The following is a 14,592-nucleotide window of genomic DNA, read 5'->3' as shown; positions in this document are numbered from 1 at the left end:
ACAGAAGCGCCGGCGCGCATGTTCACTGCCCCGTCTGTTTTGGTGGCGGCGTCTTGCCATCGGTCCAGCCGCTGTCTGCCCAGCCCGCCTTGGAATGCTGCACCGAGCCGGTGACATCGCCTCCGCCGGGTGCACCCAGCCCCATCTTGAGCAGCTTCAGCTCCATCTGCAGCCGCGCCACTTCGAGCTCATAAAGTTTGGAGCAGTCGAGCCGTTTCGGCGTGCGCCCGATCGGGATGACGACGCGGCCATAAGTGGCGATGTCGTTGTTCTCGCGGTTGTTGCCCTGGATCACGCCGACATCGAGATAGGCGCCGCTGCCCGATACGGCCGAACGGCAGGTCGTGCCATCCGCGGCGCGCACCTCGTCCTGGCCTTGCGGCAATGTCACGCCCGGCAAGGAGAAGCCGCTCTGGTTCTGGTTGAGATTGTAGACGTCCTCTGCCCAGGACGCGCAAGGCGTCAATGCGGCGAGGCTCGTGAGCGTCAGAAACGCCGCTGTCCGAGGAATTTTCCGCATATTTGAGCCTTGATCTGCGTCTGTTCATTTGGAAATGGCACGCTTTCCGTACATATACGCACTTTACGCTCATTGTTGCCGTCGAACGGCACGACCACGAGGACCGGTCGTGACGCCTCTGCCCCCAGCATGAAACTGTCGGGCGCTATCTTGGCGTCGACCGGCTGGAAGTTCTGGTCGTAGACCCGGACATCGATCCGGATCTTCTTGTTGTAGGGGTTGGATGGAAACACCCGCACAGCGAAGGCATCGGTGAAACTCGTCACTTCGCCGCGCATCGGCGACATAGACTGTGCGGACGCGGGGCTGGCCGCCAGACCCATTCCGAGAAATGGAATTGCCAGACTGCGTAACATCAAGCTCTCCCTGTCTTTCCTGTCTGCGCAGGCGTTACTGGCATGTGACCGTGACGGTGGCCGAATAGTTGCCGGCGGCGAAGATGTCGGAGCCGGTCTTGGTGCCGGTGAGGTGGACGGTGACGGTGTCGACGCCGGGCGTCGACAGGTTGGAGGAGGCCCCTGTTTCCGCAACCGTATGGGCACCTGCCACCGAATAGGTCGGCGCCCAGGTGATCGGGGTGACATCGGCCGGCGGCACGGTGATTGCAGTTGGCGCGCCAATGCTGATCGCGACATTGCCCGTTGTGGTGGCCGTGATAGTGCCGGCCACGCCGCCGGCATTGTGCGAGCTCAACGATTGCAGGTCTGGGCTCACCGTCATCGTGCCGCTGCCGTTGGTGACGACCAGCGTGCAGATTGCCGCGACAGTGCCGTTGAAGGTGACGTTGCCGGTGGCCGCGAGCGCCGGCTGGGCAATAGAGCAAGCCGCTACGGCAAGACCTGCAGTGAGAATGCAGTATTTCATTCTGCTCTCCGGGACCGCAAAAAAATGCATCTGTCCTGGAGGCGACGGTGATCCAGTATGGTTAATTTGATATTAACGCCAAACTCTGACCAAAAGTTCGTTTGTATGCATATAATTTATTCTACATGAATTCGAGATTTTCGACACGGCGTCAATCTCGTTTGCTGTGTTGAATTAAAGTATATTTTATAAATTGTTTTGTCGCAGCAAATTATTTGCTCGAATTGAGCGGCCATCCCGTCAAGTATCTGTGCGTTACGATTGAACCAGCCGTGAGGTGAGTATGGTCCACAGCAGCAAGAATATGCTCATCGACTAAGCATGGCGAGACTTTGCCGCAGTCTCTTTCAAACAATATGATCGATGGCTGATATAATCTCGCCATGGCGCGCAGCACAAGCATACGAGCTTATGCGGCGTCAGGCCCGCAGTTGACCCAACAGCAGCGGGCGCGAGTTAGCCAAGCTCAACCAACCAATGAAGATTGGCGAACCAGCTGATTAGATTGAGCTTGAAAAGCGTCGCCTGGAACTCGATACCTTCAAGGAGCCAAGACGAGAACACGATTTCGTCACCGCCGGAGGCGGGCCGTCATCATTTGCAGATTGGTGCTACTGCTTGGAGCCGCCACTGGGTTGCTTTGACGCTTCGATCAGGTCCGCCTGGCGGACGAGGCCTTCTGCGATTTTCCGTGCCTGGTGCGGCTTTATCAGAAGTTCCACACTCTCAGCCGTGGCCTCTCCACGACGAACCCGCTCGATATGCTCCTGGGAGGTCACATACTCAAGACGAACAATAAGGTTCCCCGGCTCCAACGCGTTGATATGCACGTTGATCAGGTTCGGTGTGTTGGTCGTGTTTTCAAATTTTGCAGGCATGGGCGTTCCTTCCGAATCTGCGGATCATGCCGCTCCACCAACCAATAGTCCATCAGCCGCCTCAACGCACTTCTCGCCAACGAGTGCGATCGACCGTGATCAGAGATGAAACCCGAAGCCGTCGCAATGGGCAGGTCTTTCCCTCCGGGTCATCATCGTATAGGATAAAAAGTCAATAAATTCAAATATTTGATCGATAGCGTCAGGAAAATTGAAGCATGCGCCCGCGCCATCTGCTGCTCGCCCTGAGCATTGTTCTGATCTGGGGCGTCAACTTCGCCATCATCAAAATCGGCCTCAAGCAGGTGTCGCCACTGGCCCTCGGCGTCGCCCGCTTCTTCCTGGCTGCCTTCCCGTGGGTCTTCTTCATCAAGCGCCCGAACGTGCCGCTGTCGATGATCGCTACCTATGGCCTGCTGATTTTTGCGTTGCAGTTCGGCTTGCTGTTCACGGGGATGAAGATCGGCATGAGTGCGGGGCTGTCGTCGCTGATCCTGCAGTTGCAGGTGTTCTTCACCATCGGCCTGTCGATGATCCTGCTCGGCGAGCGGCCGACACCCTGGCAGTTGGCCGGCGCTGCGCTGGCGTTTGGCGGCGTCGGGCTGGTTGGGCTGCATGTCGGTGGTGACGTGACCATGGTCGGATTGTTGCTGCTGATCGCAGCGGCTGCTGCCTGGGGCGGCGGCAACGTCGTTTCCAAGCAGATTTCGCAGCGTGCCGCCACGGCACCCAACGTGCTCGGCCTCGTCGTCTGGGGCAGCCTCTTCGCCTTGCCGCCGCTGCTGGTCGTGGCATTGGTCCTCGACCCCGAGCATTTCGTCAGCAGCTTCACCGGGCTCGACTGGGCGTCGGTCGGCTCGATCGCCTATATCGTCTATCTCTCCACGCTGTTCGGCTTTGCGGCCTGGAGCGGGCTCCTGGCGCGCTATCCGGTTTCGACCGTTGCGCCCTTCACCTTGCTGGTGCCGGTGTTCGGTTTCCTCGGTTCGGCGGTGCTGCTGGGCGAGCCACTACAAGACTGGAAGCTGGTGGCTTCCAGTCTTGTCATCGCCGGACTGTGCATCAACCTGTTCGGGCCACGGCTGTTTTCGCGTCCGCAGCGGTCAGTTGCCCCGCCTCCCAGCCCAGAATAGCCCGCTTGCGTGTCAGACCCCAGTGGTAGCCGGTCAGCGCGCCCGACTTTCCAAGCGCCCGGTGGCAAGGCACGACGAACGACAGCGGGTTGGCTCCGACGGCAGCGCCAACCGCCCGGCTTGCCTTGGGCGAGCCGACTTCCGAGGCGATCGCAGAATAGCTGCAGGCCCGACCCATCGGGATCTTGAGCAGCGCCTCCCACACCCGCACCTGGAAGTCGGAGCCGATCATGACCACGCGCAAGGGCTGATCCTGGCGCCAGCGCGTCGGGTCGAAGATGTGTGCGGCATAAGGGGCCGTTGCACTCATGTCCTCGACATAGGTGGCGTTCGGCCAGCGGCCGGACATGTCGGCGAAGGCGGCGCGCTCTTCGCCGGCGTCGTTGAAGGACAGGCCGGCGAGGCCGCGGTCGGTGACCATGACAAGCGCCACGCCGAAGGGCGAGATGTGAAAGCCGTAGCGGATGGTGAGCCCGGCGCCGCGTGTCTTGTAGTCACCCGGCGACATCGCCTCATGGGTGACGAACAGGTCGTGCAGGCGGCCCGGCCCCGACATGCCGACCTCGAATGAGGTTTCGAGCAGCGGCAGGCCGTCGTCGAGCAGCTTGCGGGCGTGGTCGAGCGTCACCGCCTGCAGGAAGGCTTTCGGCGACAGGCCGGCCCAACGGCTGAACAGCTTCTGCAAGCTTGTCGGTGTCTCGCCGACCTCGGCGGCCAGCGTCTCGAGCGACGGCTGGTCGCGGTAGTCGAGGCTGATCTTTTCGATCACCCGGCGCACAGTCTCATACTCCGAACCGGTCGGCGTGATGTCGTGCTGCAGCGTGGCGACAGGTTTCATTTGCGTCTGGGCGTTCATGGCTTGATCTCCTTGGACGCCAATGTCGCGTTGGCTGTGGGTATTTCCCACCCGATTCCTGCTCATCTGCTCCTTGCGGTTGCAAGAGCCCGCGAAAAAGCCGTGGCAAAGCTCTCGCGGTCATCGGGGTTGAGGAAACTTCCGATCGCTACGCTGTTGTCACGCGTCTCGACCGCCATGCCGGTGATGCCGATCTCGTCATGACGGGAAACTGCGAATCGCGTCCAGAACGGATTGAAATGGTATTGCTCCGACTTGCCCGACGGGGCGGTCTTGAGGATGTCGAGGCTGGTGCGGGAGACGCTGACCTCCTCTCGGGCGCGCGCGGCGCGATAATTGAGCCGGAAGGCGACATAAAGGGCTACGACGTCGAGGCCGAGGAAGCCGAAGATCGGCCAGGCACCGTGGCTGAGAAATATGGCGCCGGTGACCATGCAGCCAAAGGTCAGCGAACCCATCAAGATCATGAATCCGGTGTGCCCGAGCGAGCGGTGCGGCAGAAGCAACGCTTTGAAGAATGGCTCGTCGGCTGCAAAAGTGGCGTTTGTCTCGCTCATGCCTGACAATTATAGAGGGGCGATGAAAAACCCCAAGCCCAAAGATAAGGCCAAGGCCCTGCCGAAAGGCCGCACGTCCGGTGCCGCAGCCAAACCGCGCGCCACGCGCCGCCGTTCACTCTATTCGGCGGCCGAAGTGCACGAGATCTTCCGCCGCTTTTCGGTCCAGCGGCCGGAGCCGAAGGGCGAGCTCGAACACGTCAACGCGTTCACGCTTTTGGTTGCGGTGGTGCTGTCGGCGCAGGCGACCGACGCCGGCGTCAACAAGGCGACGCGCGCGCTGTTTGCCATCGCAGACACGCCCGAGAAGATGCTGGCACTGGGGGAGGAAATCGTGGGCCAGCACATCCGCACCATCGGTCTGTGGCGCAACAAGGCCAAGAACGTGATCGCCCTGTCCGAGGTGCTGATCCGTGATCATGGTGGTGCGGTGCCCGACGACCGCGACCAGCTCGTCGAGCTGCCCGGCGTTGGCCGCAAGACCGCCAATGTCGTGCTCAACATGGCCTTCGGCCAACACACCATGGCCGTCGACACCCACATATTGCGCATCGGCAACCGCATCGGTCTGGCACCTGGCAAGACGCCCGAGCAGGTCGAAGATACGCTGGTCAGGATCATCCCTGACGAGTTCATGCGCCATGCCCATCACTGGCTGATCCTGCATGGCCGTTATGTCTGCAAGGCACGCAAGCCCGACTGCTGGCGTTGCGTCATCGCCGATATCTGCAAGTCGCCTGACAAGTCGACCAGCGAACCGGCGCCGCTGGTGCCTCTCGACGACATCGACCCGATCGAGGTCGCCGAAGCCGAAGTGGCGGCTCAGTAGCCGCGCGCCATCGCCGCCGCAAATATCGGGATCAGCGCGAACACGGCGATCTCGGCCTTGAGGAAGTTGCGCACCCTGGCAATCTCGGCATTCGGGACGACATAAGCCTCGCCACCGCCGGCGCCACGCCAGCGCGCGATACGGATCGTGGGTGCGATCGACAGCAGGCCTACGGCCGCGAACGCCACCATCTTGGCCCAGAAGGTCGGGTTGTAGATATAGAACTCCCAGCCCTTCAGTCCGAAATAGACACGCGACGCGCCGATGAGCACCAGCAGTGCTGCAAGTCCACCATAGACCGCGTCGATGCGTCCGAGCAGTGCGAGATTGCGCCGGCCGAGCCCGGGGCGAACCAGTATCACCTCGGCAGCGAGCACGCCCGCAAGGGAGAATGCCAGGAGGTGGTGAATGATGGTCAGGATAAGGTCAGTCATCAGTGCCTCGTGATGCGACTCGACCGCGGCACCTTAGCAACGGACGTAGGGCAAGCATATGACGAGGCAGATGTCAGCAAATGTCAGCTGTCTGTCACTTGTCGAATTGACGAAGAGACTGAGGAAATACACGTTTCAACCATGGCGCTGACACGACAGATCAATCCGATGCCCGACTGGATCCGCAACGAGCTCGTCTCGCGTGGCTTGGTCGGCGCCTATGAGGGGCGGCCAGACTACCAGCGCAATGATTATCTTGGCTGGATCGATCGCGCCAAGCTGGCGACGACCCGCCGCAAGCGGCTCGACCAGATGCTGGATGAGCTCGATCGTGGCGACGTCTATATGCGGATGGCCTGGCACGGTTAGAGCATGGTTCTGAAAGCAGGGACGGTTTCGGATAAGACCCCACGAGGAAGCCCGGGCCGTTCCATTTCTCGGACTAGGACAGGTTGGCCACTGGCGGACAGCGTCACTGGGTTCTGGCCTGCTGTTCTGCCGGCCATCTGTGCTAGACCCGCTGCCATTGTCCATGGAGATCGACGATGGCCGCCTTTTCCCTTGCCGACATTCCCGTCATCGAGACCGAGCGAACGGTGCTGCGGCCGCATCGGCTTGAAGACTTCGATGCCTATGCCGGGATGTGGGCCGATCCGGTCGTCACGCGCTTCATCGCCAAGCCGCGCACACGCGAGGAAAGCTGGCAGCGTTTCCTCCGTCATGCCGGTTCATGGTCGCTGATTGGCTACGGTTTCTGGGCGATCGAGGAAAAGGCGACGGGCCGCTTCATCGGCGAAGCGGGTTTCCACGATCTCAAGCGTGACATCACGCCTTCGATAGAAGGTATCCCTGAGGCCGGCTGGGGTTTTGTCGCTGACATGCACGGCAAGGGCATCGCCAGCGAGACGGTCGCGGCCTTCGTGCGCTGGGCCGACAGCCGCTTTGCCGGCCCTACCGTCTGCATCATCGATCCGGCAAACGGTGCGTCGTTGCGGGTCGCCGAGAAGAACGGCTACCGCGAGACCGGCCGGACCACCTATCACGGTGAGCCGACCATCCTGCTAGAGCGGAGAGGTTCGGTTGGGTCAGCCGCCCACGGCGGTTGAGGTGACCGGCTTGGCGCCGCCGATGCGTTCCCAGCTTCGGCCGTTGCCCTGAGCCTGGCGCGCGAAATAATTGTAGGGCGTGCTGGACCAGTCGCGGACCGAACTGGTCAGGTTGTCCAGGATCAGGTCGCCCTCGTTGGTGCGCACCGTCAGCACCGTGTGGCCCTGGCCGCGGTAGCGCGCCACCGTCAAAAGCAACGCCGAACCGGGCCAGCCGCGCTTCAGCAATTCGCGCTTCTTCAGGATCGCGAAATCCTCGCAATCGCCTGATGAAACCGGCACGCGCCAGTCATCGCCGATATCGTTGCGTTCCTTGATGCGCGAATTGACGGCGCGGTTGATCTGCTTGAGCTCGGACTTGAGGTCGGCGTGCAAGGCAACAACCTTGCTGCCGCCGGATGTGCTGCACAGGCCCGGCTCACGGCCGCAGAACGAGGCGAATGCGGGCGGCGCAAAAGCCTTACCCTTGGTCTCCATGGTCGTTCCGGCCTGGGCAGCAAGCGTACAGGCAAACGACGCCGATAGCGCGATCAGCGCGACGATACTTTTCACAGTGGTAGTCCCCGATGCGTAGAAAAAGGATGACGTGTGTCGGTTAATGAGCGGTTGCTAAAATGACGATTGGTCGCAAACGAGGCAGCGCCCCTAACAAATTGTAAACCGAACACATAAGAGTTGAGACATTGTCCCACCGGCCGGTCGCAGGGGCGGCGAACCGAGGCTCTTGGCGGGACGTTCCCCGATGAAAAAACTGCAACTCAGCCTGTCGAGGCGTTGACATCGCTTCGGCCGTTTTGCAGAGTGAAACCGGTTTCACTTTTGGGAACGTGCCGCTTGAAGTTCGACCTGTCGATCCTTGCCAAGCATATCCCCTTCCTGTTGGAAGGGGCGTGGCTGACGTTGCAGGCCTGCACGCTTGCCGTCGTCGGCTCGCTGGCGCTGGGTCTTGTCGTTGGCGCGATGCGCACCTCGGCGTCGCCGCTGCTCAACCGGGTGGCTGCGGTCTATATCGACATTTTCCGCAACATCCCGTTCATCGTGCAGCTGTTCTTCTTCTATTTCGGCCTGCCCGAGATCGGCATCTACATCGACGCCTTCACCACCGGCGTCGTCGCGCTGTCGATCGCCGGCGGCGCCTTCACCTCTGACGTCATTCGCTCGGGCATCCTGGCAATCGACCCGGGCGTCATCGAGGCAGCGCAGGTCAGCGGTCTGAGGAAGATCACAATCTTCCGCAAGATCATTCTGCCGATTGCCCTGCGCGCCTCGGTGAGACCTTTGGGCTCGGTCTTCATCAACCTGATCCTGACCTCGTCGATCCTGTCGACGATCACGCTCAACGAACTGACCGGCTCCGCCAAGATCGTCGCATCGAACACCTTCCGTCCGTTCGAGGTCTATTTTGTCCTGCTCGTCGCCTACGCCGCGCTGACCTATGCCGTTTCGATCCTGATCGGCATGCTGCACCGCTACCTCAACCGTCACCAGGAAGAGGGAGCCGTCTGATGCGCTACGGGGATTTCACGCCGTTCGACATCATTCTGCTGCTGCAGGGTCTTGGCGTTTCGCTGGCCTTGTTCGTCTCGACCACGCTGATCGGCCTCGTCATCGGCACCGCATGGGCGGTGGTCCGCTTCTACCGCGTGCCGGTGCTGATGCAACTCGTCACCTTCGTCGCCGAACTGCTCAAGAATTCGCCTGTCCTGGTGCAACTGTTCCTGGTGTTCTTTGGCCTGCCGGCGTTCCTCAAGATCAACGTCACGCCGACTGAAGCCGCCGTCATCACGCTCTCGGGCAACAGTGCCGCCTTCATCTACGTCATCGCCGTTTCGGCCATCGAGTCGGTCGGTCGCGACCAGATCGAGGCCGCGCGGGTCTTCGGCCTGACGCGTTGGCAGATCCTGCGCCGGGTGATCGCGCCGCAGGCGACAGCCTTCGCCATCGGGCCGCTGACCGGCCTTCTGGTCAACCAGTTGCAAGTCACCTCGCTGATCTCGGTCATCGGCGTGATGGATCTGACCAAGGTCGGCAACATTCTCAACCTGCGCACGCTGAAGCCGTTCATCGTCTGGACCGCCGTAGGCCTGGTCTATTACCTCACCGCCAAGCTGGTGACCTATGCCGGCGCGCGCTTCGAGAAGCGGCTTCGCGCCCATACCGCCTGGAAGGGTCTGTAAATGATCAGCATCACCGGCCTGCGCAAATCCTTCGGCGCCGCCACTGTCCTCAACGGCATCGACCTCGAGATCCGCCAAGGCGAGGTCGTCTCGGTGCTCGGCTCGTCCGGCTCGGGCAAGTCGACGCTGATCCGCTGCATCAACGGCCTGGAGAAGATCGACGCCGGCAAGATCACTGTCGACAATTTTGACGTCTCCAAGCCGCGCGAGCTTGCCGAGGCGCGCAAGCGTTCGGGTACCGTGTTCCAGCTGTTCAATCTTTATCCGCACATGACTGCAGTGCAGAACGTGGCACTTGCCCCGGTCGAGGTGCTGAAGGTGCCGCGCAAGCAGGCCGAGGCAGAGGCGCGCGAGCTGTTGAATTCAGTCGGGCTTTCCGAGCGTGCCGACGCCTATCCTTCCCAACTGTCAGGCGGCCAGCGTCAGCGCGTCGGCATCTGCCGGGCGCTGGCGATGAAGCCGAGCTATCTTCTGCTCGACGAGGTCACCAGCGCGCTCGACCCCGAGATGACGTCGGAGGTGCTGTCGATCCTGGCCAATCTCGCCAAGGGCGGCACGACGATGGTCTTCGTCACCCACGAGATCGAGTTTGCGCGCTCCATTTCGTCGCGCATTGCTTTCCTCGACAAGGGCCAGCTCATCGCCGACCTGCCGACCGAAGATTTCTTCTCCGCCACGGGCATGGCCCTGCCGCGCGTGGCCCAGTTCCTCTCCAAGATGCGTAAAGACTGAAATGATCCTGCTTGCCAATTCCGAGGCCTGGCCCGGCTTCTCCAAGAGCGTCGAACTTCTGAAGGCTGGCCGCCACGGCATCGATGCCATGGTTGCCGGCATCAGCGAGGTCGAGCGCGAGGTCAAGGTCCGTTCGGTCGGCTTCGGCGGCTGGCCGAACATGCTCGGCCGCATGGAGTTCGACGCCGGCGTCATGGACGGCACGACGCGCGAAGTGGGCTCGGTCGGTGCGGTGCCCGATACCATCCCGGTGGCAGCGCTCGCCCATGAGGTGATGAAGAGGCTGCCGCACGTCATGCTGACCGGCGACGGCGCCCGCCGCTTCGCCACCGAGATCGGCTTCGGCGTCGACGAAACGCTCTACGAAGACAGCAAGCGTGTCTGGTGGCAGCGGCTCGAAAAGGAACTGTCGCCGGAGGAGCTGGCGAAGTTCCCCGACATCGCGCTCGCGCCGCTCAGCCGCACCATCACCGACCCCGAACGGGTACGCGACACCACAGTATTCCTGTCCAAGGACAGCCTTGGCGGGCTCAATGTCGTGACCTCGACGTCGGGCTGGGCGTGGAAATATCCCGGCCGTCTCGGCGACTCGCCGATCCCAGGCGCCGGCTTCTACGCCGACAGCCGTTTCGGCGCCGCCGCTTGCACCCATACCGGCGAGATGACCATGCGCTGCGGCACCGCGCGCACCATCGTGCTCGCCATGCGCCTCGGTCATTCGCTGGAGCAGGCCATAGCCCTTGCCATCGACGAGCTGCGCGAGCTGAAGGACGGCTTCTTGGCCGGCGTCGTCATCCACGCGCTCGACGCCAAGGGCAACCACAAGGTTGTCAGCCTGAATTGCGAAGAGCAGATCAAATACTGGTTCTGGGACACCGATTTGCCCGAACCGGAACATCGCTTCGCCGAACCGTTCACATCCTAACAACCCGAGGGAGAGGGAATATGAAGAACCTGATCACGAAACTCGCCGGCATGGCCCTGGCCGTGGGCCTTGCGGCCACCGGTGCTGCCCAGGCCGGCAAGATCGACGAGATCCGCGAGCGCGGCACCGTGCGCATCGGCGTGTCGCTTGGCGGCGAGCCGATCGGCTTCCGCGACGCCCAGAACAACCCGGTCGGCTATGACGTCGACGTTGCCACCCAGCTCGCCGAGAAGCTCGGCGTGCCGGTCGAATTCGTGGACGTGTCGGGCGACGCCCGCATCTCGATGCTGGTGTCGGGCCAGATCGACATCGCGGTTGCCAACACCTCGGCGACGCTCGAGCGCGCCAAATCGGTGGATTTCTCGATCCCTTACAACCGCGCCGGCCTGCGCATCATCGTCCAGAAGGACGCCGGCATCACCTCGCTGGAAGGCCTCGCCGGTAAGAAGATCGTCGTCGGCCGCGGCTCGACCGGCGAGACCTTCATCAAGAAGGCAGCACCTGAGGCCGAGCTCGTTTATACCGACAACTTCTCGCCTGAAGGCGTGCTGCTGCTGCAGCAGAAGCGGGTCGACGCGGCCATCGAGGACTCCTCGCTGCTCGACTATCTCGCCACCAAGAACGAGAACCTGGTGACGCTACCGGGCCTGCACTCCAACGACCCGATCGGCATCGCTGTCGCTAAGGGCGACGAGGGCTTCGTCCGCTGGATCGACATGTTCGTCTCCGACTATATCCAGAGCGGCGCTTATGAGACGAACTACAAGAAGTGGTGGGGCGAAACAGCCAACCCGCCGGCACTGACCCCGCTCTGGTAAGACAGGGCTGAGGCAGCGGGCAGGCGGGAAGCCTGCCCGTTTTGCATTCAGGACGTTGCCCTTGCCACGAAGAAGGTCGGCACCGTCACCTCGGCATGGCCGTTGCCAAACTGCTCCGGCGTCGCCAGGAAGCGCAGGATTTCGCCGACATAGGTCTTTTTGTCATAACCGATCGACGAGATCGGGTAGGCCTCGAAATCGGTCAGCGACAGATTGTCGAAGCCATAGAGGCGGAAGCGCTCTGGCCTGTTGCCGGGAAAGGCATCGCGGTGGACGTCCATGATGCCCATGGCCATCGCATCCGAGGTGCAGAACACCGCGTCGGTCGTTGGCCATTCAGGCGACAGCGCGACGTGGCGGCCGCTCTGGTAGGAGTAGTCACCGCGCAGTTCGGCAACCAGCCTTATGCCGCGCTTGGCCATCTCGGCCTTGTAGTTGGCGATGCGCTGCTGCTCGACCGGTGAGGACACGCGGCCGGTCACAAGCGCTGCGGTGGCAACGCCCTTGCTGGCGGCGTCGGCGACAGCTCCGGCAATGCCGGTCGCTTCATCGGGCACGACTGAAGGCGACGAGCCGTCATGCATGCCGTTGAGCATCAGAACGTCGTCGCTGCGGAACATCTTGCGTACGCTTTCGGCGTCGGCGAAGTCGGAAAACACCAGTGCGGCATCGACATGATAGGCAACGCCGTTGCGCAGGAACTCCTCGATGCGCTCGACCGAGCCGACGCGCAGGAAGATCACCTGCTTGCCGATCGACTGGATGTCGCTGATCAGCAGGTCGAACAGGTCGAGGTCGGAGAAGTCGTGGATGTGGTTGACGATGACGGCAATCAGGTTGACCGTCTTGGTGGTCAGGCTGCGGGCCAGAAGATTGGGCTTGAAGCCGAGCTTGTCTGCTGCTTCAAGCACACGCGCGCGCTTGTCGGCGGAGACGGGACGGCTTTCGCTCGACAGCGCCCGCGAGGCGATCGCGCGCGACACGCCAGCCAGCTCGGCGACATCGGCGATGGTCGGCGACGTTCGTCGTTTGCGCGTACTGTCCATAAGTGCCTTTGCGAGTTTTGGTCTTGAAATTCGGGCGCCGTGGCCAGACGTCCCGCAGCATTCATCCATCCGGGAACTGATTTCATGCTTACCTGCTTCGACATTGGCGGTTCAACGATAAAAAGCGCGCGTGCGCGCTCGCCCGGCGAAATCGAGATCATCGACCGGGTGAAGACACCGCTCGACGACTTCACGGCTTTCGCCGCCGTCATTGCCGAACGCGTGGCGCTGGATCGCGGCACAACACGGGGCGTTGCCATTTCGATCGCCGGCGTCGTCGACCCGGCCTCCGGCAGCCTGAAATGCGCCAACATCCCTTGCGTCGACGGCCGCATCATCGCCGCCGATCTCGAGGCTGAGATCGGCCTGCCGGTGTGGATCGCCAACGATGCTGACTGTTTTGCCATGGCGGAAGCGACTGAAGGGGCAGGGCGCGGCCATCGCAATGTCTTCGGCATCATCCTTGGAACCGGCGTCGGCGGCGGCCTGGTCATCGACGGGCGCTTGGTCACCGGTGCTGGCGGTTACGCCGGCGAATGGGGCCACGGCCAGGCGCTTGCCACAAGGGTCGGCACGCCGCCAGTCGACATCCCGCATTTCACCTGCGGCTGCGGCCAGGTCGGCTGCGTCGACACCATCGGCGGGGCGCGCGGGGTCGAGAAGCTGCATCATTTCCTGTGCGGTGACGCGCTGTCGAGCACCGAGGTCATCGACCGCTGGCGCGAAGGGGAGCCGAAGGCGCGCCGCACCATGGGCATTTATCTCGAGCTCGTCGGCGTTCCGCTGGCGCTGACCATGAACATCATCGGCTCGTCCATCGTTCCCGTTGGTGGCGGCCTGTCCAACGTGCCCGAGCTGATCGAGGCGCTCGACAACCAGGTGCGCAGCCGCACGCTGCGGCGTGCGCAAGGCCCGCTGGTGGTCAAGGCCGCCTTGACCACCGAACCGGGCCTCATCGGCGCCGCAGCCGTCGGTTTCCAGGAGCTCGCCAATGTCTGAGAAAATCCGTCTCGAAGTCTGCGTCGACAGCCCGCAAAGCCTGGCTGCGGCGATTGAAGGCGGTGCCGACCGCATCGAATTGTGCGCGGCGCTCGAAACCGGCGGCCTCACGCCGTCGCCCGGCCTGATGGCGCTTGCCGCCCAGGCGCCGATCCCGGTCTATGCAATGATCCGCACCCGCCCCGGTGCCTTCGTCTTTGACGATGCGGATGTTGCTACCTTGCTGGCCGACATCGACGCGGTGCGTGCCGCCGGGCTGGCGGGTGTCGTGCTCGGCGCCAACAGGCCGGACGGTTCGCTGGACCACGAGTTACTTGCGCGCCTGGCCGGCCAGGCCAAGGGGCTCGGCATGACGCTGCATCGCGCCTTCGACCTTGCCGGGCCTGACTTCAGCGAGGCGGTCGAGCTCGCCGTCGCTCTCGGTTTCGAGCGCATCCTGACCTCGGGCGGCGAAACCACGGCATTGAAGGGGCTCGACGCGCTGGCTAGGTGCTTCGACCATGCGCAAGGCCGCATCGTCATCATGCCGGGATCCGGCGTCAATCTCGACACTGTCGGCGCGATCAAGGCGCGGCTGCCGCTGCGCGAAATCCACTCGTCCTGCTCGTTGGCATCAGACGCACCCGCCGACAAGGCGCTGGAACTCGGCTTTGTCGCGCTCCGGCCAAAGCACACCGACACAGGCGTCGTGCGCAGGATGAAGGCGGCACTGGCGTAG

The 14,592-nt window shown here is 62.5% G+C and carries 20 protein-coding genes; 11 read left to right on the top strand and 9 right to left on the bottom strand.

Going from position 1 to position 14,592, the window contains the following annotated elements:
* Positions 1–22: 22 nt before the first annotated feature.
* The 4 genes from H5P29_RS01490 to H5P29_RS01475 all read right to left on the bottom strand — a co-directional run bounded on the left by H5P29_RS01490 (position 23) and on the right by H5P29_RS01475 (position 2,262).
* Positions 23–520, bottom strand: coding sequence for a hypothetical protein (locus tag H5P29_RS01490; protein WP_067954846.1), 498 nt, complete (start codon positions 518–520; stop codon positions 23–25).
* Positions 487–876: a hypothetical protein gene (locus tag H5P29_RS01485; RefSeq protein ID WP_067954844.1), complete on the bottom strand. Its 390-nt coding sequence runs from the start codon at positions 874–876 to the stop codon at positions 487–489. Before H5P29_RS01485 ends, H5P29_RS01490 begins: the two co-directional genes overlap by 34 nt.
* 34 nt (positions 877–910) lie before the next feature.
* Positions 911–1,384, bottom strand: coding sequence for a hypothetical protein (locus H5P29_RS01480; protein ID WP_067954842.1), 474 nt, complete (start codon positions 1,382–1,384; stop codon positions 911–913).
* 611 nt (positions 1,385–1,995) lie between these two features.
* Entirely contained in the window at positions 1,996–2,262 is a 267-nt protein-coding gene (locus tag H5P29_RS01475) for a hypothetical protein (protein ID WP_067954840.1), read from the bottom strand.
* 218 nt (positions 2,263–2,480) lie between these two features.
* Between H5P29_RS01475 and H5P29_RS01470 the strand changes: the two genes are divergently transcribed.
* The gene (locus H5P29_RS01470; protein WP_154384572.1) at positions 2,481–3,395 is read left to right on the top strand and encodes an EamA family transporter; all 915 of its coding nucleotides are present in this window, start codon (positions 2,481–2,483) and stop codon (positions 3,393–3,395) included.
* Here H5P29_RS01470 and H5P29_RS01465 read toward each other — a convergent pair.
* Both H5P29_RS01465 and H5P29_RS01460 read right to left on the bottom strand, forming a co-directional pair.
* Positions 3,325–4,251, bottom strand: a complete 927-nt coding sequence (locus tag H5P29_RS01465) for a methylated-DNA--[protein]-cysteine S-methyltransferase (RefSeq protein WP_154384573.1) — start codon at positions 4,249–4,251, stop codon at positions 3,325–3,327. The genes H5P29_RS01470 and H5P29_RS01465 overlap by 71 nt on opposite strands.
* Before the next feature lie 62 nt (positions 4,252–4,313).
* Positions 4,314–4,808 carry a DUF2244 domain-containing protein gene (locus H5P29_RS01460; RefSeq protein ID WP_154384574.1) on the bottom strand — a complete coding sequence of 165 codons (495 nt, stop codon included), beginning with the start codon at positions 4,806–4,808 and terminating at the stop codon, positions 4,314–4,316.
* A 22-nt stretch (positions 4,809–4,830) separates the two neighbouring features.
* Here H5P29_RS01460 and nth point away from each other — a divergent pair, with 22 nt between their 5' ends.
* Positions 4,831–5,637, top strand: a complete 807-nt coding sequence (gene nth / locus H5P29_RS01455; protein WP_154384575.1) for an endonuclease III — start codon at positions 4,831–4,833, stop codon at positions 5,635–5,637.
* On the opposite strand, the gene H5P29_RS01450 is transcribed toward nth, so the two are convergent.
* Positions 5,631–6,071, bottom strand: coding sequence for a DUF2214 family protein (locus H5P29_RS01450; RefSeq protein WP_154384576.1), 441 nt, complete (start codon positions 6,069–6,071; stop codon positions 5,631–5,633). The two genes, nth and H5P29_RS01450, sit on opposite strands and share 7 nt — an antisense overlap.
* Before the next feature lie 141 nt (positions 6,072–6,212).
* On the opposite strand from H5P29_RS01450, the gene H5P29_RS01445 reads away from it, so the two are divergent.
* Entirely contained in the window at positions 6,213–6,440 is a 228-nt protein-coding gene (locus H5P29_RS01445; protein WP_067954828.1) for a YdeI/OmpD-associated family protein, read from the top strand.
* Positions 6,441–6,616: 176 nt separating this feature from the next.
* On the top strand, positions 6,617–7,177 hold the full coding sequence (locus H5P29_RS01440) for a GNAT family N-acetyltransferase (protein ID WP_154384577.1): 561 nt from the start codon (positions 6,617–6,619) through the stop codon (positions 7,175–7,177).
* Here H5P29_RS01440 and H5P29_RS01435 read toward each other — a convergent pair.
* On the bottom strand, positions 7,157–7,729 hold the full coding sequence (locus H5P29_RS01435) for a transglutaminase-like cysteine peptidase (RefSeq protein ID WP_067954824.1): 573 nt from the start codon (positions 7,727–7,729) through the stop codon (positions 7,157–7,159). The genes H5P29_RS01440 and H5P29_RS01435 overlap by 21 nt on opposite strands.
* A gap of 282 nt (positions 7,730–8,011) precedes the next feature.
* On the opposite strand from H5P29_RS01435, the gene H5P29_RS01430 reads away from it, so the two are divergent.
* The 5 genes from H5P29_RS01430 to H5P29_RS01410 are packed head-to-tail and all read left to right on the top strand — an operon-like array spanning position 8,012 to position 11,829.
* Positions 8,012–8,683, top strand: coding sequence for an amino acid ABC transporter permease (locus H5P29_RS01430; RefSeq protein ID WP_067954822.1), 672 nt, complete (start codon positions 8,012–8,014; stop codon positions 8,681–8,683).
* Positions 8,683–9,354, top strand: a complete 672-nt coding sequence (locus H5P29_RS01425; RefSeq protein WP_154384578.1) for an amino acid ABC transporter permease — start codon at positions 8,683–8,685, stop codon at positions 9,352–9,354. Before H5P29_RS01430 ends, H5P29_RS01425 begins: the two co-directional genes overlap by 1 nt.
* Positions 9,355–10,086, top strand: coding sequence for an amino acid ABC transporter ATP-binding protein (locus H5P29_RS01420; RefSeq protein ID WP_067954817.1), 732 nt, complete (start codon positions 9,355–9,357; stop codon positions 10,084–10,086).
* Position 10,087: 1 nt separating this feature from the next.
* Positions 10,088–11,011, top strand: coding sequence for an isoaspartyl peptidase/L-asparaginase (locus tag H5P29_RS01415; RefSeq protein WP_067954815.1), 924 nt, complete (start codon positions 10,088–10,090; stop codon positions 11,009–11,011).
* Positions 11,012–11,031: 20 nt separating this feature from the next.
* Positions 11,032–11,829 carry a transporter substrate-binding domain-containing protein gene (locus H5P29_RS01410; protein ID WP_154384579.1) on the top strand — a complete coding sequence of 266 codons (798 nt, stop codon included), beginning with the start codon at positions 11,032–11,034 and terminating at the stop codon, positions 11,827–11,829.
* A 47-nt stretch (positions 11,830–11,876) separates the two neighbouring features.
* On the opposite strand, the gene H5P29_RS01405 is transcribed toward H5P29_RS01410, so the two are convergent.
* Positions 11,877–12,875, bottom strand: coding sequence for a LacI family DNA-binding transcriptional regulator (locus tag H5P29_RS01405; protein ID WP_154384580.1), 999 nt, complete (start codon positions 12,873–12,875; stop codon positions 11,877–11,879).
* Positions 12,876–12,959: 84 nt separating this feature from the next.
* Between H5P29_RS01405 and H5P29_RS01400 the strand changes: the two genes are divergently transcribed.
* Together H5P29_RS01400 and H5P29_RS01395 are read left to right on the top strand one after the other, a co-directional pair.
* Positions 12,960–13,874 (top strand): ROK family protein, encoded by a 915-nt coding sequence (locus H5P29_RS01400; RefSeq protein ID WP_154384581.1) that lies wholly within the window; start codon positions 12,960–12,962, stop codon positions 13,872–13,874.
* Positions 13,867–14,592 (top strand): copper homeostasis protein CutC, encoded by a 726-nt coding sequence (locus tag H5P29_RS01395; RefSeq protein WP_154384582.1) that lies wholly within the window; start codon positions 13,867–13,869, stop codon positions 14,590–14,592. Before H5P29_RS01400 ends, H5P29_RS01395 begins: the two co-directional genes overlap by 8 nt.

The sequence above is a fragment of the Aminobacter sp. MDW-2 genome, assembly GCF_014250155.1.
Taxonomy (GTDB): Bacteria; Pseudomonadota; Alphaproteobacteria; order Rhizobiales; family Rhizobiaceae; genus Aminobacter; species Aminobacter ciceronei.
The sequence above is the reverse complement of the archived record's forward strand: the minus strand, read 5'-3'. Positions and strand labels throughout refer to the sequence as shown.

Excerpts from the sequence above, each read along its gene's own strand:
- H5P29_RS01480 (WP_067954842.1), bottom strand. The coding sequence starts at position 1,384 with ATGAAATACTGCATTCTCACTGCAGGTCTTGCCGTAGCGGCTTGCTCT.
- H5P29_RS01470 (WP_154384572.1), top strand. The coding sequence starts at position 2,481 with ATGCGCCCGCGCCATCTGCTGCTCGCCCTGAGCATTGTTCTGATCTGG.
- H5P29_RS01425 (WP_154384578.1), top strand. The coding sequence starts at position 8,683 with ATGCGCTACGGGGATTTCACGCCGTTCGACATCATTCTGCTGCTGCAG.
- H5P29_RS01450 (WP_154384576.1), bottom strand. The coding sequence starts at position 6,071 with ATGACTGACCTTATCCTGACCATCATTCACCACCTCCTGGCATTCTCC.
- H5P29_RS01420 (WP_067954817.1), top strand. The coding sequence starts at position 9,355 with ATGATCAGCATCACCGGCCTGCGCAAATCCTTCGGCGCCGCCACTGTC.
- H5P29_RS01475 (WP_067954840.1), bottom strand. The coding sequence starts at position 2,262 with ATGCCTGCAAAATTTGAAAACACGACCAACACACCGAACCTGATCAAC.
- H5P29_RS01445 (WP_067954828.1), top strand. The coding sequence starts at position 6,213 with ATGGCGCTGACACGACAGATCAATCCGATGCCCGACTGGATCCGCAAC.
- nth (WP_154384575.1), top strand. The coding sequence starts at position 4,831 with ATGAAAAACCCCAAGCCCAAAGATAAGGCCAAGGCCCTGCCGAAAGGC.
- H5P29_RS01490 (WP_067954846.1), bottom strand. The coding sequence starts at position 520 with ATGCGGAAAATTCCTCGGACAGCGGCGTTTCTGACGCTCACGAGCCTC.
- H5P29_RS01395 (WP_154384582.1), top strand. The coding sequence starts at position 13,867 with ATGTCTGAGAAAATCCGTCTCGAAGTCTGCGTCGACAGCCCGCAAAGC.
- H5P29_RS01440 (WP_154384577.1), top strand. The coding sequence starts at position 6,617 with ATGGCCGCCTTTTCCCTTGCCGACATTCCCGTCATCGAGACCGAGCGA.
- H5P29_RS01485 (WP_067954844.1), bottom strand. The coding sequence starts at position 876 with ATGTTACGCAGTCTGGCAATTCCATTTCTCGGAATGGGTCTGGCGGCC.
- H5P29_RS01405 (WP_154384580.1), bottom strand. The coding sequence starts at position 12,875 with ATGGACAGTACGCGCAAACGACGAACGTCGCCGACCATCGCCGATGTC.
- H5P29_RS01410 (WP_154384579.1), top strand. The coding sequence starts at position 11,032 with ATGAAGAACCTGATCACGAAACTCGCCGGCATGGCCCTGGCCGTGGGC.
- H5P29_RS01465 (WP_154384573.1), bottom strand. The coding sequence starts at position 4,251 with ATGAACGCCCAGACGCAAATGAAACCTGTCGCCACGCTGCAGCACGAC.
- H5P29_RS01460 (WP_154384574.1), bottom strand. The coding sequence starts at position 4,808 with ATGAGCGAGACAAACGCCACTTTTGCAGCCGACGAGCCATTCTTCAAA.
- H5P29_RS01415 (WP_067954815.1), top strand. The coding sequence starts at position 10,088 with ATGATCCTGCTTGCCAATTCCGAGGCCTGGCCCGGCTTCTCCAAGAGC.
- H5P29_RS01400 (WP_154384581.1), top strand. The coding sequence starts at position 12,960 with ATGCTTACCTGCTTCGACATTGGCGGTTCAACGATAAAAAGCGCGCGT.